The organism is Ruminiclostridium josui JCM 17888 (genome assembly GCF_000526495.1).
GTDB classification, from domain to species: domain Bacteria; phylum Bacillota; class Clostridia; order Acetivibrionales; family DSM-1351; genus Ruminiclostridium; species Ruminiclostridium josui.
This window is the reverse complement of the sequence record NZ_JAGE01000001.1, coordinates 304,764-328,603: the sequence shown is the minus strand read 5'-3', so window position 1 is coordinate 328,603 and position 23,840 is coordinate 304,764. Positions and strand designations below refer to the sequence as shown.

21 protein-coding genes and 2 pseudogenes are annotated in these 23,840 nt (G+C 35.7%); 17 read left to right on the top strand and 6 right to left on the bottom strand.

Annotated features, from left to right (window positions below):
* Positions 1 to 5: 5 nt before the first annotated feature.
* The 5 genes and pseudogenes from K412_RS0101575 to K412_RS23020 form a co-directional block, all read left to right on the top strand.
* Complete coding sequence (locus K412_RS0101575; protein WP_024831476.1) at positions 6 to 464, top strand: DUF2691 family protein; 459 nt, start codon at positions 6 to 8, stop codon at positions 462 to 464.
* Positions 465 to 1,453: 989 nt separating this feature from the next.
* Positions 1,454 to 2,689: an IS110 family RNA-guided transposase gene (locus K412_RS0101570; RefSeq protein WP_034847062.1), complete on the top strand. Its 1,236-nt coding sequence runs from the start codon at positions 1,454 to 1,456 to the stop codon at positions 2,687 to 2,689.
* A 109-nt stretch (positions 2,690 to 2,798) separates the two neighbouring features.
* Positions 2,799 to 3,464 carry a DUF4474 domain-containing protein gene (locus K412_RS21615; protein WP_081741712.1) on the top strand — a complete coding sequence of 222 codons (666 nt, stop codon included), beginning with the start codon at positions 2,799 to 2,801 and terminating at the stop codon, positions 3,462 to 3,464.
* Positions 3,465 to 3,492: 28 nt separating this feature from the next.
* Positions 3,493 to 3,738 (top strand): annotated as a pseudogene (locus tag K412_RS23025) (DUF5104 domain-containing protein); the annotation flags it as partial.
* A 107-nt stretch (positions 3,739 to 3,845) separates the two neighbouring features.
* Positions 3,846 to 3,998 (top strand): annotated as a pseudogene (locus tag K412_RS23020) (hypothetical protein); the annotation flags it as partial.
* A 730-nt stretch (positions 3,999 to 4,728) separates the two neighbouring features.
* On the opposite strand, the gene K412_RS0101555 reads toward K412_RS23020, so the two are convergent.
* Both K412_RS0101555 and K412_RS0101550 read right to left on the bottom strand, forming a co-directional pair.
* Entirely contained in the window at positions 4,729 to 5,151 is a 423-nt protein-coding gene (locus K412_RS0101555; protein ID WP_014314080.1) for a hypothetical protein, read from the bottom strand.
* A gap of 29 nt (positions 5,152 to 5,180) precedes the next feature.
* Positions 5,181 to 5,606 (bottom strand): hypothetical protein, encoded by a 426-nt coding sequence (locus K412_RS0101550; protein ID WP_024831472.1) that lies wholly within the window; start codon positions 5,604 to 5,606, stop codon positions 5,181 to 5,183.
* A 336-nt stretch (positions 5,607 to 5,942) separates the two neighbouring features.
* Between K412_RS0101550 and K412_RS0101545 the strand changes: the two genes are divergently transcribed.
* The 3 genes from K412_RS0101545 to K412_RS0101535 all read left to right on the top strand — a co-directional run bounded on the left by K412_RS0101545 (position 5,943) and on the right by K412_RS0101535 (position 8,877).
* Entirely contained in the window at positions 5,943 to 6,563 is a 621-nt protein-coding gene (locus K412_RS0101545) for a response regulator (RefSeq protein ID WP_024831471.1), read from the top strand.
* 11 nt (positions 6,564 to 6,574) lie between these two features.
* Positions 6,575 to 8,413 (top strand): sensor histidine kinase, encoded by a 1,839-nt coding sequence (locus K412_RS0101540; RefSeq protein WP_024831470.1) that lies wholly within the window; start codon positions 6,575 to 6,577, stop codon positions 8,411 to 8,413.
* A gap of 62 nt (positions 8,414 to 8,475) precedes the next feature.
* On the top strand, positions 8,476 to 8,877 hold the full coding sequence (locus K412_RS0101535) for a fascin domain-containing protein (RefSeq protein WP_024831469.1): 402 nt from the start codon (positions 8,476 to 8,478) through the stop codon (positions 8,875 to 8,877).
* A gap of 89 nt (positions 8,878 to 8,966) precedes the next feature.
* Here the strand turns inward: K412_RS0101535 and K412_RS0101530 are convergent, their stop codons facing one another.
* On the bottom strand, positions 8,967 to 10,481 hold the full coding sequence (locus K412_RS0101530; protein WP_024831468.1) for a recombinase family protein: 1,515 nt from the start codon (positions 10,479 to 10,481) through the stop codon (positions 8,967 to 8,969).
* Positions 10,482 to 10,603: 122 nt separating this feature from the next.
* Here K412_RS0101530 and K412_RS0101525 point away from each other — a divergent pair, with 122 nt between their 5' ends.
* Both K412_RS0101525 and K412_RS0101520 read left to right on the top strand, forming a co-directional pair.
* On the top strand, positions 10,604 to 10,801 hold the full coding sequence (locus tag K412_RS0101525; RefSeq protein WP_024831467.1) for a hypothetical protein: 198 nt from the start codon (positions 10,604 to 10,606) through the stop codon (positions 10,799 to 10,801).
* 109 nt (positions 10,802 to 10,910) lie between these two features.
* The gene (locus tag K412_RS0101520) at positions 10,911 to 11,987 is read left to right on the top strand and encodes a recombinase family protein (protein WP_024831466.1); all 1,077 of its coding nucleotides are present in this window, start codon (positions 10,911 to 10,913) and stop codon (positions 11,985 to 11,987) included.
* A 333-nt stretch (positions 11,988 to 12,320) separates the two neighbouring features.
* On the opposite strand, the gene K412_RS0101510 is transcribed toward K412_RS0101520, so the two are convergent.
* The 3 genes from K412_RS0101510 to K412_RS0101500 all read right to left on the bottom strand — a co-directional run bounded on the left by K412_RS0101510 (position 12,321) and on the right by K412_RS0101500 (position 16,772).
* The gene (locus tag K412_RS0101510; protein ID WP_024831465.1) at positions 12,321 to 13,532 is read right to left on the bottom strand and encodes a cofactor-independent phosphoglycerate mutase; all 1,212 of its coding nucleotides are present in this window, start codon (positions 13,530 to 13,532) and stop codon (positions 12,321 to 12,323) included.
* A gap of 29 nt (positions 13,533 to 13,561) precedes the next feature.
* On the bottom strand, positions 13,562 to 15,031 hold the full coding sequence (gltX, locus tag K412_RS0101505; RefSeq protein WP_024831464.1) for a glutamate--tRNA ligase: 1,470 nt from the start codon (positions 15,029 to 15,031) through the stop codon (positions 13,562 to 13,564).
* A gap of 139 nt (positions 15,032 to 15,170) precedes the next feature.
* Complete coding sequence (locus tag K412_RS0101500) at positions 15,171 to 16,772, bottom strand: spermidine synthase (protein WP_024831463.1); 1,602 nt, start codon at positions 16,770 to 16,772, stop codon at positions 15,171 to 15,173.
* 377 nt (positions 16,773 to 17,149) lie between these two features.
* On the opposite strand from K412_RS0101500, the gene pta reads away from it, so the two are divergent.
* The 7 genes from pta (at position 17,150) to plsY (ending at position 23,814) form a co-directional block, all read left to right on the top strand.
* Complete coding sequence (pta, locus tag K412_RS0101495; RefSeq protein WP_024831462.1) at positions 17,150 to 18,145, top strand: phosphate acetyltransferase; 996 nt, start codon at positions 17,150 to 17,152, stop codon at positions 18,143 to 18,145.
* A 44-nt stretch (positions 18,146 to 18,189) separates the two neighbouring features.
* Positions 18,190 to 19,383 carry an acetate/propionate family kinase gene (locus K412_RS0101490; protein WP_024831461.1) on the top strand — a complete coding sequence of 398 codons (1,194 nt, stop codon included), beginning with the start codon at positions 18,190 to 18,192 and terminating at the stop codon, positions 19,381 to 19,383.
* 145 nt (positions 19,384 to 19,528) lie between these two features.
* Positions 19,529 to 20,026 (top strand): YceD family protein, encoded by a 498-nt coding sequence (locus K412_RS0101485; protein ID WP_024831460.1) that lies wholly within the window; start codon positions 19,529 to 19,531, stop codon positions 20,024 to 20,026.
* 43 nt (positions 20,027 to 20,069) lie between these two features.
* Positions 20,070 to 20,252, top strand: a complete 183-nt coding sequence (rpmF, locus tag K412_RS0101480) for a 50S ribosomal protein L32 (protein ID WP_004622625.1) — start codon at positions 20,070 to 20,072, stop codon at positions 20,250 to 20,252.
* Between the two features lie 149 nt (positions 20,253 to 20,401).
* Positions 20,402 to 21,718, top strand: coding sequence for a DUF512 domain-containing protein (locus K412_RS0101475; protein WP_024831459.1), 1,317 nt, complete (start codon positions 20,402 to 20,404; stop codon positions 21,716 to 21,718).
* A gap of 56 nt (positions 21,719 to 21,774) precedes the next feature.
* Entirely contained in the window at positions 21,775 to 23,100 is a 1,326-nt protein-coding gene (gene der / locus K412_RS0101470) for a ribosome biogenesis GTPase Der (RefSeq protein WP_024831458.1), read from the top strand.
* A gap of 72 nt (positions 23,101 to 23,172) precedes the next feature.
* Positions 23,173 to 23,814 (top strand): glycerol-3-phosphate 1-O-acyltransferase PlsY, encoded by a 642-nt coding sequence (gene plsY, locus K412_RS0101465; protein WP_024831457.1) that lies wholly within the window; start codon positions 23,173 to 23,175, stop codon positions 23,812 to 23,814.
* Positions 23,815 to 23,840 lie beyond the last annotated feature (26 nt).

Genomic DNA, 23,840 nt, shown 5'->3' with positions numbered 1-23,840 from the left:
AAAAAATGATTGCATTAGACATTAATGTGAAAAATGAAAAAAATAATTATCTTTGTAAAATTTTCAGTGGAGTAGATGTACTTCAATATGAATGGGAAATAATTTATGAAGATTTTCAATTTTACGAAAATGGTGAAAGAAAAGAAAAACTTTTTGAGATAGATATTTTAAGTGGAGAAGAATTCCTAAAATGTATTTCAAGAGATAAATATTACATGATATTTGTTGATATAAAGGCGTATCCTATAAATTCTAAAAGAGCTGAAATTAATAATTTCAAAGATTTTTTAGAAAGTAAATGTGAAATTGTATTTCTTTGCACCGATTCTGGATTTATAGAATTTTACTGTAAAGACAAGGACATATTAGACATAGTATATAACAATTGTATAGATAATGAATTTGAAAATGTACAATATAGGTCTATCACAGATGTTTCAGAAAGGAATCTTGTTGCGTGGTAGAGCAAAGAGGGGATGGCTTTTGAGGACTGTCTTATAATATACTATGGGAACAGATTAAACGCTACAATAAACCTATTTGCCCACCTCCAAAATCTTTAAACACAGGGCATGAGCAATTTTACGACCACCAACCCGACACACAACAGGTCATTCCGACCACCTATATGAACTCACTCAAACCGCCGGCACTGCCGGCGGTTGTTCTATGGCACAGGTCGCTTGCGACCACGTGCCTTTATCCAGCACCGAAATCATAGGGGAGACAGCATAATTTGATCGGAAAAGTGCTGAAAGGAACAGTCGTTCAAATTGCCCTCAAATACCTTTTCAGTCATAGCAGAGGTATTTGTATCCTACAGCAGATTGAAAATCGGAAACAGGGGTAACACGTCGCGACACAGGGGTAAGCATTTCGCAGTTGAAGACGGTGGTTAAAAACCAACTCTTTCAGAGAAGACAGCCCATTGGCAAAGATATAGAAAAGTTGCTGATTAGAGTCTAGCAAAAACATCTACAAAAGCACCCACAGTTCATGGTGAACCCCTCCTTGTCAGGCTTTTTTATCTGTGGTAAACTGGGACGCGACCGGGGGTTTAAGGGGGAAAATTACTTCCCCGAAATCTTAGCAAAAAAAGCATATCAAAATAAATGTTAGGCAGAGAAGAATAAACGATAAATGTTTTTCTTCTCTGTTTTTGTTTTGTCTCTTTCTTAAAATCTACTTGCAATCATTTCTAACCAGAGTTAACATCACACACAATTGAAATTTGTACTTTTGCGAGTGCTTTTACGAATAGTAAAAGCTCACGCAACAAAAGAACAGAATAAAGGCTCGTGAGCCTAAAATCACGTAATCTGTCACATTTGGATTAGATAGGTTGCCGCCCCCTTGCGAGGGTTGGGCTGATGACAGAAAGTATGTCAACTGCTCAATCTAACGCTCTTAAATTGAGGTTGCCGGTATGAGAGATGGAGACAAAATATAGGAGATGATGGGAATATACAAAAAAAGAAACACCTGCTTTATCGGAATTGACATGCATAAAGACATGCACTGCGCAGTCATTATTGACTGTTGGATGGATAAAATGGGAGAAATCAGCTTTGAAAACAGACCATCGAAGTTTCCCGCATTCATCGAAAATGTCAGAAGAATATGCGGTTCAAAGGAAATAGTATTTGGGCTTGAAGACACAAGAGGCTTTGGAAGAAACCTGTCGGCTTACCTTGTCGGCAGAAAATTTGATGTAAAGCATGTAAACCCAGCACATACAAGTGCAGTAAGACTGGCGAATCCAATTGTTCACAAGGATGACTCCTATGACGCTTATTGTGTTGCAAGAGTTTTGCGTGATATGGTAGATAGTCTGCCAGATGCAAAGCATGAGGATATTTACTGGACAATACGGCAAATGGTAAAAAGGCGTGACCTGCTTGTGAAGAATAACGTCATGAATAAAAACACGCTTCATAATCAGCTAATGTACTCATATCCAAGCTACAGAAAGTTCTTTTCAGAAATTGACGGAAAAAGTGCCCTTTACTTTTGGGAAAACTATCCGTCACCCATGCACATAAAAAATACCACTCCTGAAAAGGTTTATGAAGCATTAAAGGCAATTAATCAAAGCTTGAAAATGGAGAGAATACTCCAAATACATGCTCTCATTGAAGCTGATGGAGATACTCGGAAAGACTTCCAAGAGGAAAGAGATTTCATCGTTAAAAGCCTTGTGAAAAGCATTAAGAATAACCTTGAGCAGATACATGAAATTGATATTGAGCTTGAAAGAATAATCCCTCTGACAGGCTACAAATTAAGAACAATGCCCGGAATTGATATTACAACCGAAGCTCAAATCATTTCTGAAATCGGGGATATCAACCGTTTTCCCGACTCGGATAAGCTTGCTCAGTTCATGGGTCTGGCTCCGGTAAAATTCAGTTCAGCAGGAAAAGGCAAGGATGAACGCTGCAGAAATGGAAACAGGGCATTAAACGCAATATTCCACTTCTTAGCGATTCAGATGATATCAGTATCAAAGTGCGGAACTCCGAGACATCCTGTGTTTAGAGAGTACTTTGAGCAAAAGGTTACGGAAGGTAAGAACAAGCCACAGGCATTGGTCCGTGTGGCGAGAAGGCTTGTAAGAATTATTTACGGCATGATGAAAACAAAGACGGAATACAGACCATTTGAGAAGGCTGATAGAACTAATTTTTAAAAACAAGATTTAAACACTTGGGAGTAATTTGCTTTTTTTGATTGAGGATATGGAACGGAGATAATATAATAGTTATAGCTCTTGTAGTGAGGGGGCGGGGAATGGTGAAATAGATTTATCCAAACTTAAGCCTGAAGATGTAACAAGAACTATTGCAGAATACTTAATTGAAAATCCAGCCGCAGTTTATGCAACTCAACATGGCTGGTTTAAAGACCTGTTTTATGCTGCAGGATTTGTCAGAGATGATAAAGGCGTTTACCACGCGCGACAAGATGCTTTACAGCAATATGGAGGGTACAATTTCGTTTACGATATAATCTTTGATTATGCCACCAGTATGAAAACGCAACCTTTCGAGTTTACATACGATGATCAAGATTACAGATTCTGGGCATGGAAAGGAGACTATTTGAATTTAGGAGCCGGAGCGGAGTTGGGTTTATATAAAAGGTTATCAGTATTCGAAAATGAAACAGACCATTGGCTTGTTGATACGAACCTTGCGTTGCCAATGACCCTGACGTTGAATGATAATAAAGGAAACCTAATTGCTTCGTATAACCCGTCAGAGCCTCAGTGGTGGATAACAGCGTTTAATCCTTACAAGCAGGATGTTAATGCAAGGGACTTAAGAGTTACATATACTGTTGATTTTTCAGGGAACAAAGAAAATAAAGGAATGTTTGATGCATTTTATAAACAGTATGCTGGACAAAAAAACTCCCCATGGACATTCGATAAGAAAAATTATACGGCGATGTTAAACTTTTAGGAGGGCTAATCATGAAAAAAAATTATTAATGTTTTTATTACTTGCAAGCATGCTGTTATTATGTTCATGTAAAGACGGATTTGGTAGAGTGAAAGTCGATGATAGTGATAAAAAAGCAGATGCTCGAATGGAACAATTGATTGAAGCAATAAAGCGCGAAGATAAAGTTGCTTTAAAAGCGATGTTTTCCAAGCAGGCTTTGTCCGAAGCCGATGACTTTGACGGAAATTTAAATACTTTATTCAACTATATTCAAGGTGAAATCCAATCTTGGAAAAGTACAGGCGCCTACTCTTTTCCTGAAGAAAAAATGCTGACGGTAACAGTAATCACAAAAAAGAAGCCCAATCAACATATGTTTTTACCACCAGTAAACAAGAATATCATGTTGCAATATATGAGTATACAATCGATACTGCCAATCCAGATAATGTGGGTTTATATTCACTTTGTATCATAAGTGCGAAGGATAATAAAGATTCTGAATTTGTTTATTGGGGAAACCGCAAAGCGGGGATTAACATCGGACTATAACGAAGATACAATAATATCTTATGAACTTTTTACCGATAAAACAACAAAATATAGCCATAGCCGTCAATCGACATTCAGCCAATGGATGGCTATGGCTATTTACACAGATTCTTATGCAAATTTTGAATTACTGCCAATTACCCGGTAAACCAATAAAACGGTAGCCGGGTTTTTTATGTCCGATTATGTTGAATTGAAAAAACTGATGTTCTGGGAGTAGTGGAATATATCGGATATATGTTGGGTGCCAAATGCTTAGGTGCAGCTTGCTCCGGCACCTGAAAAACTGCTTGAAATGTGGAGTTTCTGGTAGTTCCGACCACCTAATGGCATAATGCATTCATTTCCGACTACCTATACCAAATGCTTACAGCCCGCATTTCGGCTGATGTGATCCGAGGGAAGGTCGCTTGCGACCACCCCTCTTTAACCTGCATGGTTTTCGACCCCATGGTTCACCCCACAAATTGAGTTGACGAAACACATTTTTGGTCTGCATTTTTAATGATAAGACCCTTTCGCAGAAAGCCGCCAAACCCGGTTTTCATTTTTGTCGAATGGGCAAACACCTTATGGCGGTTAACAAAACGCGACACAGCCGCACACGGTGGCTTATGGCGTTGAGCATTCAAGTGCCGGATAACGAGTGTATTTTCGAAAATGTAACATGCAGCTTCCGTAGATTGCCGGTAACGAACATTTTAATCGGCTTGCACCCCATGGTTCGAGGTTATACAGCAGTTATAAAAGGGTCCCATTGTATAACGTGTGTACCGTTTATAAGAAGCTTAATTTGATATGTTGAGGTTCCCTGATTAAATGCACGACCCATCCAGTATGTATTGTCATCTGATGCGGGCTGAGGACTTCCTTCACCGCCGAATACATTTCCGCTTGAAACCTGGAATCCTGCTATGGACACTGTATCCTGAGTATCAGGATCAATAGGGTTAACCAGCCATGAAACATAATCTCCCGCAAAGCATCTTGTGCTAAGTTCCAGAGTGCCTTCATTAGCACTTCCGACTTCGGCGCGATTATCTATCATAAATATTCCTCTTGTATCCCCGCTTAGTACTCTTGAAGTATCAACTGTTATTACTATCTTGGTTTGCGCTCTTATTTGGGCTTTTAAAACAATAGTTTCAGTCATTTTTTGTGACCTCCTTTATTTAAAAAATATTATCCGTTAACATTCAGAACAGGATTAATTTTTAATGTTACAGGGTTTTTGTTGCTTTCAGTGATAATTATATTGATTGGTGTCTGATTGCTTCCCTGATTTTCTGCTCTTCCTACCCAAACGGTGTTTGTAGTATCTGAGGCCTTTGGGCTTCCGCCGTATCCCCAAGCAAGTGACTGATCGAAGCTTGTAATAGCAACTGAATCGTGAGTATCGGGATCAATCGGTAAAATTCTCCAGCATATGTAGTCATTAGTGTTGCAATATGTATCCAGACCAGCGGTCCCCTCGTTATAGCTTTTAGGAGCCCTGTCATCAACCATATAGATTCCTTGGGTTGAACCTGTTCTTGCTTTGGCAGTATCGACGTAAATAACAATTTTTACATTACAATCCGATGGGGATGGTGTTAAAGCTTGTGTCATTTTAGACTCTCCTTTCAGTATTGGACTAAATTGTCATAAATGATATCATTTGTTGAGCTAATTATATGTCATTATATGTGACGTGTCAAGAAATATTTTCCATTTAATTTTAGCGTGCTACAAGCAGTTATTGTATAGTAATAATGACATTTATAATATACAAATAACATGGAATTATTAGGTGATAAATGTCATAAATAATGAAAAATATATTGCTAAAAAACATAAATTGTATTATATTTGAATTATTAAAGAATATTTTTCTATATTTTTAGTTGGTAAAATGTCAAAATACGGTATAATAATTAAATAAAATATGGCGGTGAGGAGGCCGGTATGGAAGATAAATTCAAAATAATTATTATTGATGATGAACAGGGAGTTATTGATGCAATAAAAGCAAATCTTTCATCCGAATACATAGTTGATGGGTTTGTGACTTCAAAGGAAGGAATCGATGCAATAAAGGAAAATAATTACGACCTCTTGATTTTAGACTATTTTATTGATTCCATGGATGGAAAACAAGTAACCGAAAAGATAAGAAAAACAGATGATGAGCTTTATATTATGCTTCTTACCGGAAGGGCCGAAGAAGCTCCTGGTTTGGAAACACTTAAAAATCTTGATATTCAAATGTATTGCGAAAAGACAGCAAACTTTGAAGAAATACTGATTATGATTGAGTCTGCAAGAAAATCTGTAGAGCATTCAAGAAAAGAAGGAAGCTTTGGTATTCGTCTAAAAAGGCTGAGAAGAATCCATAATATCAGTCAAGAAGACCTTGGCAAATTTTTAGGAGTAGGTCGTACGGCTATAGCTAACTGGGAAACCAATCAAACTGAGCCTACAGGGGAAAACATAAAAAAACTTGCAGAACTTTTTAGAGTAACCACGGACTATTTACTTTGCTACAAGGCTAATTTCGGAGATACCCCTAATCTGTCAAAAAAATAGAGGTATGTTTTATGCTTGAATCAATAATAAAAATCTTAATCTATTTATTCTCTGCAGGAGTACATTTAGTACTCCTAATCAGAATAAAAAATATAAAATATTCAAGGCAGCTGCATCGTATCTGTGCCTTGAATATTTTAATCCTATTTATGTGGACGATACTTGCAGTGTCAAATATTATCATAGACACTATTACAGGTTATAGGATATGCAGCATATACTTTGCGGGTTCAATCTGTGTATTTTTTCTCCCGGCGACTCTTATTATGTTTTGCATACTCCTTGTAAAGAACAAAATCAGCTCTATTGTAACTTATATTCTAATTTGCATACCACCTGTAACGAGCACAATAATGCTTGTTACCAATAGCTTTCATAAGCTTTTTATAAAGGAAATTTCAGAAGATGTTAAGACTTTGGTATTCGGAAGCTATTACTATGTTCATTGTACATGGCAATTGATTTATTCGACTTTTGCGGTTTTATACCTTATATATTTCAGTCTCAAGTACACAAACTGCCTTACAAGACAAATACTCCTTGTAGTTTCAGGTATAATTATGCCTATAGCAGTGGATTATGTGGTATATTTAAACTATTTTTCAAACCTTCCTATTTCATTACCTGACAGTATACACACCCTGAGCTATTGCTTTACAACGGTGTGCTTATCAATTGCAATAAAGAAATATAAGTTTCTTGATACACTTCCCATTGCAATAAGGAGTATTGTGGACTACATAAGTGATTCATTTGTAGTTATAGACTATAAAAACAACATTTTGGAAATGAACAATAACTTTAAAAACGAGTTTGGCTCAATAATAAAACAAAATGAGAGTGATTTTTATAAAGTAATGCAGGATGAGAATTTTAATAATCTCAAAAATCAAATATCTAAAATTACTGCCAACAAGGGAGGATCACATCAGAATACAAGAATTGAGCAGGAATTCACAATAAATGATGTTTGGCGTTACTTTGAAATTGAAATTATACATGTATATGCTCATGAGCAATACATTGCAATACTTATTTTATTCCGTGACCTGACAGAGCATATACAGGTTATAAAACTGATGGAAGAGAATGCAAAGCAGATGATTGAAAAGGCAAGACTGATTTCTTTGCATAATCTTATAGGTGGTATTTCTCATAATATGAAATCTCCGCTGATGTCATCTTCAGGAGGCATTCTTGCTCTTAAAAACCATACCCGCAAGCTAGAGAGTCTAATAACTGATTTGAATAATAATGGGGAATACTCTGAATATTTGGATATTGTATCAGATATGAGAAAATGGGAGGATACAATAAAAAATTACCTTGTTTATATGTCAGACATGATTACTGCAGTTAAAGAACAAGCTGCCAGTATGATTGGAACCCAGCATAGAAAATTTACAGTAGGAGAATTATTCTCAAAGATTGAATTACTTTTGGATTTTGAGCTTAAAAAGTCCAATTGCAGCCTAAACAGTGTTTTAAATGTTAATGAGGATACTTGTATAGAAGGAGACATTTCATCATTGACACAAATTCTGGGAAATGCTGTCATAAATGCTACGCAGGCATACAGTGATGGTGGTGTCATCAATTTGCAGGCAGACGCTAAGCCAGAAGGAGTTCTATTTACAATACAGGATTTTGGAAAAGGAATTCCATCAGATATAAAGAATCGAATTTTTAATGAAATGGTTACAACTAAAGGCAAAGATGGTTCAGGTCTCGGACTGTATTTTGCGAATATTGCCGTAAAGAGTCAATTCCGGGGTTCTATATCCATTGAGTCGGAAGAAGGCAAAGGAACTACAGTATTTATAACAATTCCCATAAAAACGTCTATTTGATAAACCTTATAAAACTTGCTATAATTATACAAAATTTATAGTTTTTTAGGGAGGAATATATTATGTCGTTTATGGGAGCTAGGGTAGCTGTTAAAGCAAGTAACGGCGAATACTTATGTATTGAGAAAAATGATGCTTTATTAACATCAAGTAGGTATGATGAAACCAGACAAGATATTATATTTACTGTGCCGGCAGCCTTGAGCGGTGCATACATACAAACACATACCAGAGATTTGCTCAGTGTTGCTGATGATGGGCTAGTAAGAATTAAATCCAACAATGAGGCTATTACTAATAACGAAACATTTGATTTTATTTGCCTTGGCATGAATAAGGTTGCAATAAGAGCACACAACGGAAAGTTTGTAAGCTATAAGAGAGATAATAATAGAAAATTATATGCAGCAAGCAACACAATAGGTCCTGATGAAATCTTTGAAGTTATAGTGGTTTTTAGATAATTAAGAAATTAATAAGCATAGCAGCCGACTAATAATATTTCTTCGGTTGCTATGCTTGTTTGCATGGGAAGTTTCAAAAACTAATAAGTCTAAATAAGAGGAAATATCCTCAGCAAAAAATTATCATTTCTACAATCCTTGCTTTTGAAGTATTCAACTTTTCCTAAAATACTTTTAAGTAAGATATTTTTATCTTCAACGCTTTTTAGATTATTATATATTTTCATTATTTTTGAAATACCACTTTGAATCTTTGTATTGCAAGGGTTTTGACTAAGTACTTTTTTCTGTAGTTTGTCTATGTTAGAAATAGATTGCCGGAGTTCATTAATTCTTGTATTAACAGAAATAAGTCTTTGATTAAAATCCTCTACAGAATAAACACCTTTTTCCAAAAGATTATAAACATTCTCTTTTTGTAAATAAGCTTCTTTCATCTGTTTTTCAAGCATAGCATAACTAGCCTTTAAAGCATCCTGACTGCTAGTATTCTTCTGAGGCTCTTCTGATAATTCAAATAAATATTCTTTTAGATATTCATTAAGGCTTGACAGCACACAGTTCTCAATATATTTAAACTTACTGCTTTTATTACCGCATTTATTAATACATACAAGATGTGGCTCTGAATTATGGTATGGTCTATACCGCATTTTAGCCCCGCAAACTCCGCAAACAATTATTCCGGCTAAAGTATTTTGTAGACAGGAAGATTGTTTGGTGTGAGTTTTATTGTTATTTTTCATGATGTTTTGTGCTTTTTGATAAATAGTTTCTGAAATCAGTGCAGGATGTTTTCCTTCTGCAAGAATCCAGTCCTGTCTTGGTTGAACCTTTTTGCTCTTTTTTGGGGGCATACGATTAATTGAGGTTTTTCTCCAAGCTATTTTTCCAGTATAAACAGGATTTTTTAAAATAGCTGTTACCGCCTGACAAGTCCAATTATTATTTTTATTTGTTTTAAGCCCCATACTATTAAGTCTTTGTGCAATAATCTGACTGCCCACGGATTCATTTACATACCATCCGTATATACACTTTATAATTTCAGATTGCTGTGGATGAGGCTCCAAAGTACGTCCCAATTTCTCCTGCTTTATAATATATCCAAATGGAGGGTATGGAGAATTGTAGTTGCCGCTGTTTACAGAATGAATAACTCCTCTTTGAAGGCGCTTGTTAATCATTTTGTATTCCTTACGGCTCATGAATGCTTCAAATTCACTATATTCTTCGTCAAACTCATTTGAAAGGTCATATTCCTTGTCCGGGGTTATAATTTTAGTATTTGTATTTTTAAAGGCCTTAAGAATAATTCCTTGTTCTTCCATATCTCCGCGGCCAAGCCTTTGTAAATCCATTACCAGAACAGCATCGTACACTCCGGCTTCAACGTCCTTTAGAAGTTCAAGCATGGCAGGTCTGTAAAGAAGACTTTCTCCTGTAACAAGTTCTTCATAAATTTTTGCAATAAATAAATCTTTCTTTTTTGCAAAATTTAATAAATCTTCTCTATGCTTTGAAAGTGTTTCACCTTTTCCAAGTTCCTTTTCCATTCTCTCATCTTCTCTTGATTTTCTAAGATATATGCAGGTCTTTACCATTTTAAGATACTCCGTTGAATTAATATATATAAATTTTATGCTAAAAGAGTTCTTGTTAAAACGTTGAAAAATGTATAAGGGACAGACCGTGGAAAATAGACTTGTAGTAAGGAGGAGTATTTATGTCGGATAAAGTAATAATTACACCAGATATTACTCCTGAAGAAAGGTTAAAGAGACTTAACAATGTTGGAGATGTTGTATCCCGTATAACAGGATACAAGTGTAGATATGTGACTTTGGAAGAAGCAGTGAACAAGGCGAACAAGACGAATAAAAAAAGTAAAAAAATAAAAAACAGTACACGTATATATCCATGATGTAAGGTACAACGAGCGGTACATTAGAGACATATCGAAAAAAATAAGAGCCAATCTCAGGTTTAAAATTGAGCAAGGTGAGTACATAGGCAATGCACCATTTGGGTACGTGAAATCGGTAAATGAAAAAAATAAGCTGGTTATAGACAGTAGAAATGCACCTGTGGTAAAGGAGATATTTAGTTTATACCGAAAAGGCTACGGTTATGCTGCCATAGCAAATATGCTTAACCAAAAAGGATATCCGTCGCCTTCATCTAAAAATTCTGAGATACCTATAACCCCATGGAATCAGGTTGCAGTTCAGAGAATCTTATGTAACCGAGTATATATAGGGGATACGGTTCAAGGTGTCAGTGAAAAAATAAGCTTTAAAAACAAAAAAACCAGAAGACTGCCATTTGAAAAATGGATAATAACAACTAACACACACGAACCCATAATATCCAATGAAGAATTTGAAGAAGTTCAGAAATTGAGAGCTAAAAAAAGGTCAAACCAAGGATATAATCGTAATGTAACACATCTCCTGAGTAACTTTGTCTATTGTGGCAAATGTGGTAAAGCAATGTATGTTCGAGTCAGAAAAGATAGGCCGGTAGGCTATATATGCAGCTCCTATTCCAAAAAAGGCTGCGAAGTGTGCTCAAGCCACTATGTTACAGAAGAGAGTATTATTGACATATTAACAAAAGAACTGCTGGAACTTCTATCAAATAACGAGCTGATTGATAACTTGAATATAAATTATAGCAGTGAAATAGCAGAGAAGGAACGTATTTTGCACAGTATAAAGAGATTTGAACAGCAGATAATCCAAAAACAAAAACAGCAGGATATTCTGTACAATGACAGGCTTGAAGGAAGAATTTCGGAACAGTTGTTTTGTAGGATGAACCAAAACCTTGAAACCCGTATTTCAACAATAAGGCAGGAAATAGAAAAACTAAAGGAAGAAGAAACAAAGCAGTTAAATAAAGAACAACTGATTAAAAATTTTATTACAAAAATAAAAACACATGGAATTACCAGAAATATAATTGAACTAATGGTTAACAAAATAACAGTATATGACAGTAAAGACGTACTACCCGAAACAGGTGCAACCTTGGAAAATACAGAAAACGGCTGTATAGTAATCGAATATAACTATAGTAACTGGAAACAGCAGACAGATAGAAAATAGTACAAAAATGGGGATGGCGCAAAATTAAAAATTTATATTGTTTAACCTGTACTTGGAGTATAAATTGTATCAATGGAAGCTTGGTTAAAGATATTTGCAGATGTTTGTAGGCGAAGCATGGATATTTTACCGGAACACCTACACGATGTAGGTGTTAGCGACACAATGAATCATGGACGATGAATGTGAGCGACGGTAAAATATCATATGATGAGCCGCTAGAAACTTTTGCAAATATCTTGGAAGCAATCATTGATACAATTTTATACGGAAGTACCGTGTTAAAGCAAAAAACTTTCTGCTTTGTAACAATCCCCGTTTTTGTATATTACATCAAAAACTTCCCTTTATAAACAAATCCATTAATTTGTAACCATCTTCAACAAATACACCGGATTTTTTTGCTTCAAATTCGTCATAGCTATTAGCCGATGATTGAATTTCATTAGTACTGTCGAAAATAATAAAAGGAACCGGCTCGGAGGTATGAGTACGTAAGCTTAGAGGTGTTGGGTGGTCAGGAAGCACCAATACACGATAATCAAACTTGCTTATTCCTTCAAGTATAGGTTTTACAATCTGTGAATCCAACAACTCTATGGCCTTGACTTTGTTTTGGATTTCATGTCTGTGTCCACATTCGTCTGGAGCTTCAACATGTACGTAAACAAAATCTTTTCCGTCTTCAAGGGCCTTAATAGCTGCATTGGCCTTACCGATAAAATTTGTATCAATATTACCTGTGACACCTTCTACATCAATAGAATCAAGTCCTGCACAGATTCCGATACCTTTAAGTAAATCTACTGCCGATATCATTGCTCCGGTTTTTTGGTATTTATCATGGAAAGAAGACAAAGCAGGTTTCTTTCCCTCGCCCCATAGCCATATAGAGTTTGCAGTTCTCAGTCCACGGGCTTTTCTTGCCTGATTTACAGGATGGTCTTTTAGGATATCATAACTCTTCTTCATTAAATCAAGCAACAGCCCTGACTCTTCCTTTGGAAGATAATCAGTAATCTTTTTATCAGAAATATCATGGGGAGGAGTGCATCCAAGGCTTGTCCTGCCGTTATTCCATACCATGCAATGTCTGTAACTTATTCCAGGGTAAAAACTTATGTTCTCGGTTTTAAGAGCATCATTTACAGCCTCTATCAGAACCTTAGACTCAGCTGTTGAAATTTCATCTGAACTGTAATCAATCATTGTTTTATCCGAATACTCGAATTCATCTTCTGACAAGTGTACAAGATTGCACCTTAATGCAACATCAGTAGGCGACAATTCTATTCCCATGCTTACAGCCTCAAGAGGTGAGCGACCAGTATAATACACTTTTGGATTATATCCCATTACCGACAGGTTGGCAGCATCACTGCCGGGGGCAATACCTTCGGGAACAGTACGAACAAGTCCTACGGTACCTTTTGAAGCCAACATATCAATTGTGGGTTTTTTTGCATATTGCAAAGGAGTTTTGTTATCAAGTTCAGGCATGGGATAATCGGCCATACCGTCACCAAGAATCACAACATATTTCATATTATCAAATCCTTTATACTTAATATTATTTATGCATTGGTACCTAAAGCCGCCTTTAATTTTTCAATACCAATGCCAATTCTTTTGAGTGTTTCTTCTTTTCCTAGTATATCAGCAATTTCAATAGCTCCGCCCGGTGTAACGGCCTTTCCGGAAACAGCTGTTCTTATAGGCCAAAGCATTAAGCTATTTTTAATTCCAAGAGCTTCTATATGAGCAAAAATCTTTTCGTGAATACTATCAGCATTCCAATCATTTATACCTTCCAGAATCGGATAAGCAGAAGTTAAATTTTCCAGTGAGTTCTCAAGAGTTGTTTTACTCTTCTTATGAACATACATCTGAACATCGTAATCCGGTAATTGGTCTAGAAAATCAATTGTTTCCGGGATAGTTGTTAAAACCTCTGTTCTTATCTGAAGGAGTTTGCTGAGTTTAAATGTATCAATATTTTTATTTGATATGGCTTTCTCATAATATGGAAGAGCAAGCTTGTGGAACTCCTCTACAGGCATTTTTCTGATATACTCACCATTCATCCATGTCAGCTTGTTAATATCAAATATTGCAGGAGCCTTACTGATACCTGAAATATCAAAAACTTCTTCAAGCTCTTTCAAAGAGTAAATTTCCTGGTTTGTACTTGGACTCCAGCCTAGCAATACAACATAGTTTACAATAGCTTCAACCAGATAACCCATTGAAACTAAATCTTCAAATGATGGGTCTCCTGCTCTTTTACTTAACTTCTGCCCGGAAGCCTTGAGAATAAGAGGAACATGCACATAAGTTGGAATATCCCATCCAAAAGCTTTATACAGAAGGTTGTATTTGGGAGTAGAAGAAAGGTATTCGTTACCCCTGACAACATGTGAAATTTCCATCTGATGGTCATCAATTACATTTGCAAAGTTGTAGGTAGGAAGTCCGTCAGTTTTAATAAGAATCTGATCATCAAGTTCTGTGTTATCAACGGTAATTGTACCGTAAACAGTATCTTCAAAGCTTGTAGTACCTGTATCCGGCATTTTTTGTCTTATAACATATGGCACGTTATTTCTAAGATTTTCTTCAATCTCTTCTTTAGAAAGCTTCAAGCAGCAACGGTCGTATCTGTGGCCGTGTCCTTCAGCATCTTGTTTTTCCTTTAATTCTGCAAGTCTTTCCTTGGTACAGAAGCAATAGTATGCACCTCCAAGTTCAACAAGCTTTTTAGCATATTCAAGGTACATGCCCCTTCTTTCACTCTGAACATAAGGGCCATAATTACCGCCAACATCAGGGCCTTCATCATGGGTTATTCCGGCAAGCTTGAGGGTCTTGTATATAACGTCTACAGCCCCTTCTACAAAACGCTCCTGATCGGTATCTTCTATTCTCAAAATGAATTTACCATTGTATTTTCTTGCAATAAGATACTCATATAGTGCAGTCCTCAAATTTCCTATATGCATATAGCCAGTAGGACTAGGTGCAAATCTGGTTCTTACATTTTGCATAAAAAATCTCCTTTCAATTGAAATTTATATAATTTTTAGAAAACATATTAAAAAACCTTTCGTCCATATGTAGGACGAAAGGTAATCTTCCGCTATAATATTATATTATTTTAAATAAAAGTGTGTCAAGGTGAATTATCTATCTAAGCATGTCAAACAAACCTTTAAATCCCTTTTCTTTAAAATTAATCATTTCTTTCAAATCAGAAGTTTCGTCTTGAACCATAGAATTCAAAAGTTTCTGTCCTAATATGTCCACTGGTGCTACTTCATCTGTAAATACATGACTAGAATCAGTAACCTCATTTAGATTTTCAATAACATATTGAAAAACCTTTTTTAAAGGGTTAGAGGTATTCATATTGCTGGTATTGTCAAATAAATTATTCACCATATCTATATCATTTGATGCAAACAGCAATTCGTTTGTACTTGTTTTTAATTCACAAGTATAAACCTTTTCAAAAATACTCTTGACAGTCTCACTTAAATACTGGTTTATAGGATTATCACCTTTTGCCTTCATATTAATATTAAGAATAATTACACCACCGGGCTTCAAATGCTCTGAAACTTTTGAAAAAAACTCTTTTGTGGCCATATGAAAGGGGATAGTTATATCATGATAGGCATCAATCATTATTACGTCATACATGCCGCAATTTTCATCGGAAAGAAAGGTTCTGCCGTCAGTCTCGTAAATAGTTGCCTCGTCATCCTTTAAATCAAAATACTTTTTTGACAAATCTACAATTTTAGGGTCAATTTCAACAGCATCTGTCTTAACATTGGGATAATATATTTTTGATTGTTTTGCGTAAGTACCGGTGCCGTTTCCCAGTATCAAAAGGTCCATCTTGTCATGGTTTTTAAAATTCTTTATGAATTGAGGTGCCGCCAGCGCATAGTCATAATACATTCCTGACAGCTTATTGTCCTTTCTGTATACCGACTGTACTCCAAAAGCAACATTAGTGGAAAGGTATACTGAATCCTTGTCTTCTGTTACCTGTAAATAGTTGTACACAGATTCGTCTTCAACAACACAATCCCTCCAGAAAGCATATGAATTGGAAAGTGGCATAAATAGCAAAGCAAAAATAATTATTAATGTCAAAGCAGTTTTAACCGATTTAATTTTATTCATTATAAAATAAGCAAGGCAGATAAAGTTTAAAACAAGTGCAAAAATCAGAAAGGTTTTACTTGTACCAACTGTAGGTATAGTAACAAATGTTGGTAAAAACGTCCCAATAATACTACCTATAGTGTTCATAGCGTATATCTTCCCGGTAGTTTTACCTGTATTTTCGATATCTGTAACACCTAGCTTTACAAGATAAGGAGAAACCATTCCAAGTCCAATCAAAGGAACAGAGAAGAGGACCAGACAGGAGATTGCAGAGCCTGTAATAAGTAGGTTCTGGGGAAGAAACATAAAAAGCAGACCGATTATACCAACAACTATATATTTGCCTACAAAAGGAATTATGGCAATCCATATAGCGGCTGCCCATATTATAAGATAAAGTCTGTTCATACTGTTGTGCTTGTCCGCAGACCTTCCGCCCAAAACGTTTCCTACACTCAGAGATATCATAATCAATCCTATAATAACGGTCCATATAATCTGAGAAGTCCCGAAATACGGAGCAAGAAGTTTAGAAACACTTAATTCTACTGCCATTACAGACATTCCGCAAAAGAATGATGTGGAATATAAGAGTAGCTTTTTTTTCATTGGTTATTAACCTTACCTTTCGTAATGGTATGTGCTTTAAATTATTTGGCACAATAAACATGTACTTTTTTAATATAAGTTTATAACAGTTTTTAGGGTTTGTGAAATAGAAAATTAAATAGCAAATTTTTTCTTGTATACAATGAACAAGTTGTATATAATAAAAGTGGTGCTAATACTTGTTTTCAGGTATTAACACCAGGTAATAATAATAAATTTTTACTAAAATTGTATAATATAATTATGTCAAAGTGCAATATGAACTTTATTGAATTGAATTGCCTTATTTACAAGACTTTCAGTTTGATGATTTTAATTGGGCCGTGGTGAGATGCCCTTGTTAGTATTGCGTAAGAATGAAAGGGGACTTTTGGAACATGAACTTTTTAGAGCAAATTGTAAGCAGAGCGAAAAAAGATATCAAAACAATAGTACTTCCAGAAAGCAATGATATCAGAACTTTGAAGGCTGCTGCAATGATTCAGGAACAAGGTATTGCCAATATCATACTTGTAGGTAACAAGGATGATGTAAAGAAACTTAGTGGTGACCTGGATATATCAAAGGCAAAAATTGTTGACCCTGCAAACTTTGAAAGATTTGATGAGTATGTAAATACTCTGTACGAACTTAGGAAGGCAAAGGGAATGACCCTTGAAGAGGCGAGAAAAATATTATCTGAAAATCCTTTGTACTTCGGAATTATGATGGTAAAAATGGGCGAGGCTGACGGAATGGTTGCAGGAGCAATTAACTCAACTGCAAACACTTTAAGGCCGGCTCTTCAAATATTAAAGACAGCACCTGGAGCAAAACTTGTATCAGCATTCTTTGTAATGGTTGTACCTGACTGTGAATATGGCGAAAATGGAGTATTCATATACGGAGACAGCGGACTTGTGGAAAATCCAAATGCAGAAGAACTTTCAGAAATTGCAATAGCTTCTTCAAAATCATTCAAGAGCCTTGTACAGGCTGAGCCGGTTGTTGCTATGCTCTCATATTCAACATATGGCAGTGCAAAGAGTGTACTTACAGAAAAGGTTATTGAAGCTACTAGACTTGCAAAAGAAAAAGCTCCTGACCTTCAACTGGACGGAGAATTGCAGGCAGATGCTGCTATCGTTCCTTCAGTTGGAGCATCAAAAGCACCGGGAAGCAGTGTTGCAGGAAAGGCCAACGTTTTAATATTTCCTGATCTTAACTGCGGTAATATATCCTACAAGCTTACACAAAGACTTGCAAAGGCAGAAGCATATGGCCCTATTATTCAAGGTATAGCAAAACCTGTTAATGATCTTTCAAGAGGATGCAGTGCAGAAGATATAGTAGGTGTTGTTGCAATAACTTGTGTACAGGCACAGAATTCTTAATATAAAAAATACGATTAACGACTATTAGGGGAGATGAACAAACAATGAAAGTTTTGGTTATCAATGCAGGAAGTTCTTCATTGAAATATCAATTAATCGATATGACAAACGAAACAGTTCTTGCAAAGGGGTTATGTGACAGAATAGGGATTGACAATTCCTTTATAAAACAGTCAAGGGGTTCTGAGGAGGCTGTTGTTTTAAATAAAGAACTAAAGAACCACAAAGATGCCATAGAAGCAGTTATTAGTGCACTTACAGATGATAAGATAGGCGTTATAAAGAATATGTCCGAAATATCAGCTGTAGGACACAGAATAGTACATGGTGGAGAAAAATTCAACAGTTCAGTAGTTATAGATGAAAAGGTTATGGCAGCGGTAAGAGAGTGTATAGACATAGCTCCCCTTCATAATCCTCCAAATATAATAGGTATAGAGGCTTGTCAACAGATTATGCCTAATATACCTATGGTAGCTGTATTTGATACAACTTTCCACAGCTCTATGCCTGATTACGCATATCTTTATGCATTGCCATATGAATTATATGAAAAATATGGTATAAGAAAGTACGGTTTCCATGGAACATCCCATAAGTATGTTGCAGAAAGAGCTGCTGCAATGCTTGGTAAGCCATTAAGTGACTTAAAAATAATTACATGTCATCTAGGAAACGGTTCAAGTATTTGTGCAGTAAACAAGGGCAAGTCAGTTGATACATCAATGGGCTTTACACCATTGCAAGGACTTGCAATGGGTACAAGAAGTGGTACAATTGACCCTGAAGTTGTTACATTCCTTATGGAAAAGGAAAATCTAGATGTTAAAGGTGTAAGCACTCTCTTAAATAAAAAGTCAGGTGTTCTGGGTATATCTGGTGTAAGCAGTGACTTCAGAGATTTACATGCTGCAGCTGATTCAGGAAACAGCAGAGCTGAATTGGCAATTGAAATTTTCAGTTATGGTGTTAAGAAATTCATCGGAGAATATATTGCAGTTATGAACGGTGTTGATGCAATCGTATTTACAGCCGGTGTAGGTGAAAATAATTCCGTTGTAAGAAATATGATTGTAAGCGATATGGATTTCTTTGGTATCAAAATAGATGAAGAAAAGAATAAGCTCAGAGGACAGGAAATAGATATTTCTGCTGCAGATGCTACTGTAAGAACTCTAGTAATCCCAACTAATGAAGAGCTTGCAATTGCAAAAGAAACAGTAAAATTTATAAAATAATTTTTGATATATTCAATATAATATATATGTAAAAACAGGTAACAATAATAACGCAATTAATAATATAATTTTACCGAAATTGAATTATTGACAAAAGCTGTATTAGTTAGTATAATATCAGTTGTCGGTTTTCAAGAGGTTACTTATGAGAGTAAATGTGTCTGATATTATTAAAACTGAAGGAGCAGGAATAGATATCAATTTTGTTGATGATTTGCCTGAAATACGGAAGTATGATACTTCAGTAGAGTTTAAACCTTCTTTTAAGTTTACAGGGCGCATAGTTAATTTAGGTGGCCTGTTAAAGTTAAGTGGTGAGCTTCATTATGAGTTTAGTGCAAATTGCCTCAGGTGTCTGAAGCGTTTAGATATGACAGAAGATATTGAGGTTGAAGAAAGCTTTGTCGAGGTTTCAAAATCCGATGATGTTGATGCATATACATTTGAAGGTAATGTTGTTGACATTGATAAGCCACTTATAGACAACATTATTCTTGCAATGCCCATGAAAATTGTATGCAGTGAAGACTGCAAGGGGTTATGCAGGACTTGTGGAACCAATTTAAATATTAAAAGTTGTAAATGTGATGAGCGCGAGATAGTAGACCCAAGGTTGGAAATACTTAAAGATTATTTCAAGTAGGTTTCTACTTAGATGGTTGCATTATAGTAGGGAGGTGTTATTGATGGCAAATCCAAAGCGTAGATGGTCCAAGGCAAGAACAGGTAAAAGAAGATCCCAGTGGAAGCTGGCATCACCAACTCTAGTAAGCTGCCCACAGTGTCATGTTTTCAAGCTGCCTCACAGGGTATGTGGTGAATGTGGATATTATGATGGCAAACAGGTAGTTAAAGTAGAAGCTAAATAATAATATGTCATTAAAGCAGCAGGATGATATCTTGCTGCTTTTTGATTTTTTAAAATAATTTGATTATTTTTTTAGCAGATGCAAATGATAGTATAGAGCGAAAAATATTCGCTTGTTTATGAAAAAATTAGTAGGATGGTGTTATAGCATTGCACAACAAAATTAAAATATGTATGGTTCAACCTGGGAGTATAGCAGAAGAAGCTGGGGTTGAAGCAGGAGACTTCCTGTTGTCCATAAACAAGCAGAATATAAAGGATATTTTTGATTATCGGTATTACCAGGCTTCTGAGGAATTACTTTTGGAAATTGAAAAGCCTGATGGTGAGATATGGGAAATAGAAGTTGAAAAGGATGAAATTGAAGATTTAGGACTTGAATTTGAGGATTCACTTATTGATGGAGCTAAGAGCTGCACCAACAAGTGTATTTTCTGTTTTATTGACCAACTTCCCAAGGGAATGAGAGAAACAGTATACTTTAAAGACGATGATTCAAGACTTTCTTTTCTTACCGGAAATTATGTTACTCTGACTAATATAAAAAATGAAGAACTTGAGAGAATTATTCATTATAGAATGTCACCTATAAATGTTTCTGTTCATACGACGAATCCTGATTTAAGAAAATTCATGCTTGGAAACAGGTTTGCCGGTGATGTTATGGACAAAATAAAGATGTTAACTGATAACGGTATTGAAGTTAACTGTCAGATTGTTTTATGCAGGGATATTAATGATAAAGATGAGTTGGATAAAACCATTGGTGACTTGTGTCAGCTTTATCCTGCTATAAACAGTGTTTCAATTGTACCAGTAGGTATTACCAAACATAGAGAAAACCTTTTTGAATTAAAGCCATTTGATATGGAGAGCAGTGCCAATGTTATAAAGCAGGTACATAAATGGCAGAATAAACTATTGAAAGAGAAAGGCTCCAGAGTTATTTACTTGTCTGACGAGTTTTATATTAATGCGGGTATTGATATTCCAAAATACAAGGAATATGAGGGATTTCCACAGATTGAAAATGGCGTTGGAATGGTGGCATTGCTCAGACAAGAAGTAAAGGAAGCCCTTAAAAACAAGAAAAACCACATAAATTCTATTCAACGAAAGGTAAGTATAGTAACTGGTAGACTTGTATATAAAAATATATTACAATTGGTAGATGAAATAAAAAATGTATATAATGGTTTGGAAGTCAATGTTTATGATATAGAAAATGATTTCTTTGGCCCTTACGTAACTGTTACGGGGTTACTCACAGGCCAGGATATTGTAAAGCAGCTTAAAGGCCGTGATTTGGGACAGGAACTTTTAATAAGCAGGAATATGCTGCGGGCCGGAGAACATGTTTTTCTAGACGATTATACTGTTGAAGGTATTGAAGAAGAGCTTAGTATTCCAATCCGTATAGTGGATAGCTCGGGTAGTGATTTTGTAAATGCATTGATTGGAAACTAGTTATTTTATATAAATATATTAAAGTTGGTTGTTAATTTTACGTGGAGGTGTAGTATTTGGGTAAACCTGTTGTAGCAGTCGTTGGCAGACCGAATGTTGGTAAGTCTACTTTTTTTAATTATCTGGCAGGCAGCAGAATTTCTATTGTTGAAGATACTCCTGGTGTAACAAGAGACAGGATATATACTGAGATAGAATGGAGAAATAAAAAGTTTACATTGATAGACACGGGAGGAATTGAGCCTTATTCTGAGGATATCATCATGCAGCAAATGAAGCGTCAGGCAGAAATTGCTATTGAAACAGCGGACGTTATTATTTTTATGGTTGATGCAAAAGATGGTATGACGGCTACCGACAAGGAAGTAGCAACCATGCTTAGAAAATCCCGTAAGCCAATTGTGCTATGTGTAAATAAAGTTGATAGAGTTGGTGCACCGCCTCCGGATGTATATGAATTTTATAACCTGGGTATGGGTGATATGCAGATAATTTCATCTGTTCATGGCCTTGGTATGGGTGATCTTCTTGATGCGGTTTTTGAGCATTTTCCTGAAGATATTGATGCTGAAGAGGATGAGGATGTTATAAAGGTAGCCGTTGTGGGAAAGCCTAATGCAGGAAAATCCTCATTAATAAATACAATTCTTGGTGAAAACAGAGTTATTGTAAGTAATATTCCGGGGACTACAAGAGATGCTATTGATACTCATGTGGAAAAGGATGGACAGAAGTACACTTTTATTGATACAGCCGGAATAAGAAAAAGAAGCAAAATCAACGAAGCTATTGAAAAATATAGTACAATTAGGTCTTGGACTGCCATTGAACGTGCAGATGTATGTCTTATTATGATTGATGCCGAAGACGGTGTAACTGAACAGGATACAAAGATTGCAGGTTATGCACATCAGCAGGGAAAAGCATCAATTATAGTTATAAATAAATGGGATTTGATTGAAAAGCAGACAGGCACACTTGAGGAATACAGAAAAGTAGTACATGAGAAACTTGGATTTATGACATATGCACCGGTTCTATTTATATCTGCTAAAACCGGACAAAGGGTTAATAAAATTTATGAGCTTATCAAATTTGTTGCCGACCAGGCATCCTTCCGTATTTCTACAGGAATGTTGAATGATCTTGTAAATGAAGCAGTTGCAATGGTTCAGCCTCCTTCAGACAAGGGTAAGAGACTGAAAATATACTATATGACTCAGTCTGGTATAAAGCCACCGTCATTTGTTGTATTTGTCAATGATTTGGAATTGTTCCATTATTCCTATGAGCGATATTTGGAAAATCAGCTGAGGAAGAATTTCGGATTTGAAGGAACTCCTATAAGATTTATCCATAGGCAACGTGAAAAAGAAGATTAGTCTTAGCATTGCAGACAGATTGGAATTATATCTTTTTAATGATTTTTAGCCGTTAGGCTTATGGAGGGAAAGATGGGTCTTTTTTTAATAAAGATTTTATTGGTTATAATTATAGGATATCTCCTTGGAAGCTTGAACACTTCCATTGTTGTGGGAAAAATTTACGGAACTGATATACGTAAGCATGGCAGTGGTAATGCTGGAATGACAAATACATTGAGGACACTTGGGAAAACTGCAGCTGTTCTTGTAATAATCGGAGATATTATTAAAGGAGTTTTATCATATATTATTGGTAACTTGATTATTACTTCTATACCTGATGATTCAATTAAATTGTATATTTCAGGGATGGGTGGTATGGTTGGTGGTATTGCTGCTATAGCAGGTCATAACTGGCCAATATACTTCGGGTTTAAAGGCGGAAAGGGTATTCTCACTTCATTTTCAGTAGTAATGATGATGGATTGGAAACTTGGCCTTATTCTTTTGGGTTTGTTTGTTATAATAGTAGCTATTACCAGATATGTATCACTGGGATCAATATTGGCATGTGTAGCTTTTCCAATAGCTGCTGCTATAAAAGGTAACGGTTTGGTTTTTATTATTTTTGCGGCAATACTGTCAATATTAGCGATTGCCCGTCATAATGGGAATATTAAGAGACTTTTGAATGGAACAGAATCAAAAATCGGTGAAAAGAAAAAAGTTTGAATATAACTTTATTGATATAGGGAGGC

Coding starts and splice junctions, on each gene's coding strand:
- K412_RS0101575 (WP_024831476.1), top strand. CDS start 6: ATGATTGCATTAGACATTAATGTGAAAAATGAAAAAAATAATTATCTT.
- K412_RS0101570 (WP_034847062.1), top strand. CDS start 1,454: ATGATGGGAATATACAAAAAAAGAAACACCTGCTTTATCGGAATTGAC.
- K412_RS0101555 (WP_014314080.1), bottom strand. CDS start 5,151: ATGACTGAAACTATTGTTTTAAAAGCCCAAATAAGAGCGCAAACCAAG.
- K412_RS0101550 (WP_024831472.1), bottom strand. CDS start 5,606: ATGACACAAGCTTTAACACCATCCCCATCGGATTGTAATGTAAAAATT.
- K412_RS0101545 (WP_024831471.1), top strand. CDS start 5,943: ATGGAAGATAAATTCAAAATAATTATTATTGATGATGAACAGGGAGTT.
- K412_RS0101540 (WP_024831470.1), top strand. CDS start 6,575: ATGCTTGAATCAATAATAAAAATCTTAATCTATTTATTCTCTGCAGGA.
- K412_RS0101535 (WP_024831469.1), top strand. CDS start 8,476: ATGTCGTTTATGGGAGCTAGGGTAGCTGTTAAAGCAAGTAACGGCGAA.
- K412_RS0101530 (WP_024831468.1), bottom strand. CDS start 10,481: ATGGTAAAGACCTGCATATATCTTAGAAAATCAAGAGAAGATGAGAGA.
- K412_RS0101525 (WP_024831467.1), top strand. CDS start 10,604: ATGTCGGATAAAGTAATAATTACACCAGATATTACTCCTGAAGAAAGG.
- K412_RS0101510 (WP_024831465.1), bottom strand. CDS start 13,532: ATGAAATATGTTGTGATTCTTGGTGACGGTATGGCCGATTATCCCATG.
- gltX (WP_024831464.1), bottom strand. CDS start 15,031: ATGCAAAATGTAAGAACCAGATTTGCACCTAGTCCTACTGGCTATATG.
- K412_RS0101500 (WP_024831463.1), bottom strand. CDS start 16,772: ATGAAAAAAAAGCTACTCTTATATTCCACATCATTCTTTTGCGGAATG.
- pta (WP_024831462.1), top strand. CDS start 17,150: ATGAACTTTTTAGAGCAAATTGTAAGCAGAGCGAAAAAAGATATCAAA.
- K412_RS0101490 (WP_024831461.1), top strand. CDS start 18,190: ATGAAAGTTTTGGTTATCAATGCAGGAAGTTCTTCATTGAAATATCAA.
- K412_RS0101485 (WP_024831460.1), top strand. CDS start 19,529: ATGAGAGTAAATGTGTCTGATATTATTAAAACTGAAGGAGCAGGAATA.
- rpmF (WP_004622625.1), top strand. CDS start 20,070: ATGGCAAATCCAAAGCGTAGATGGTCCAAGGCAAGAACAGGTAAAAGA.
- plsY (WP_024831457.1), top strand. CDS start 23,173: ATGGGTCTTTTTTTAATAAAGATTTTATTGGTTATAATTATAGGATAT.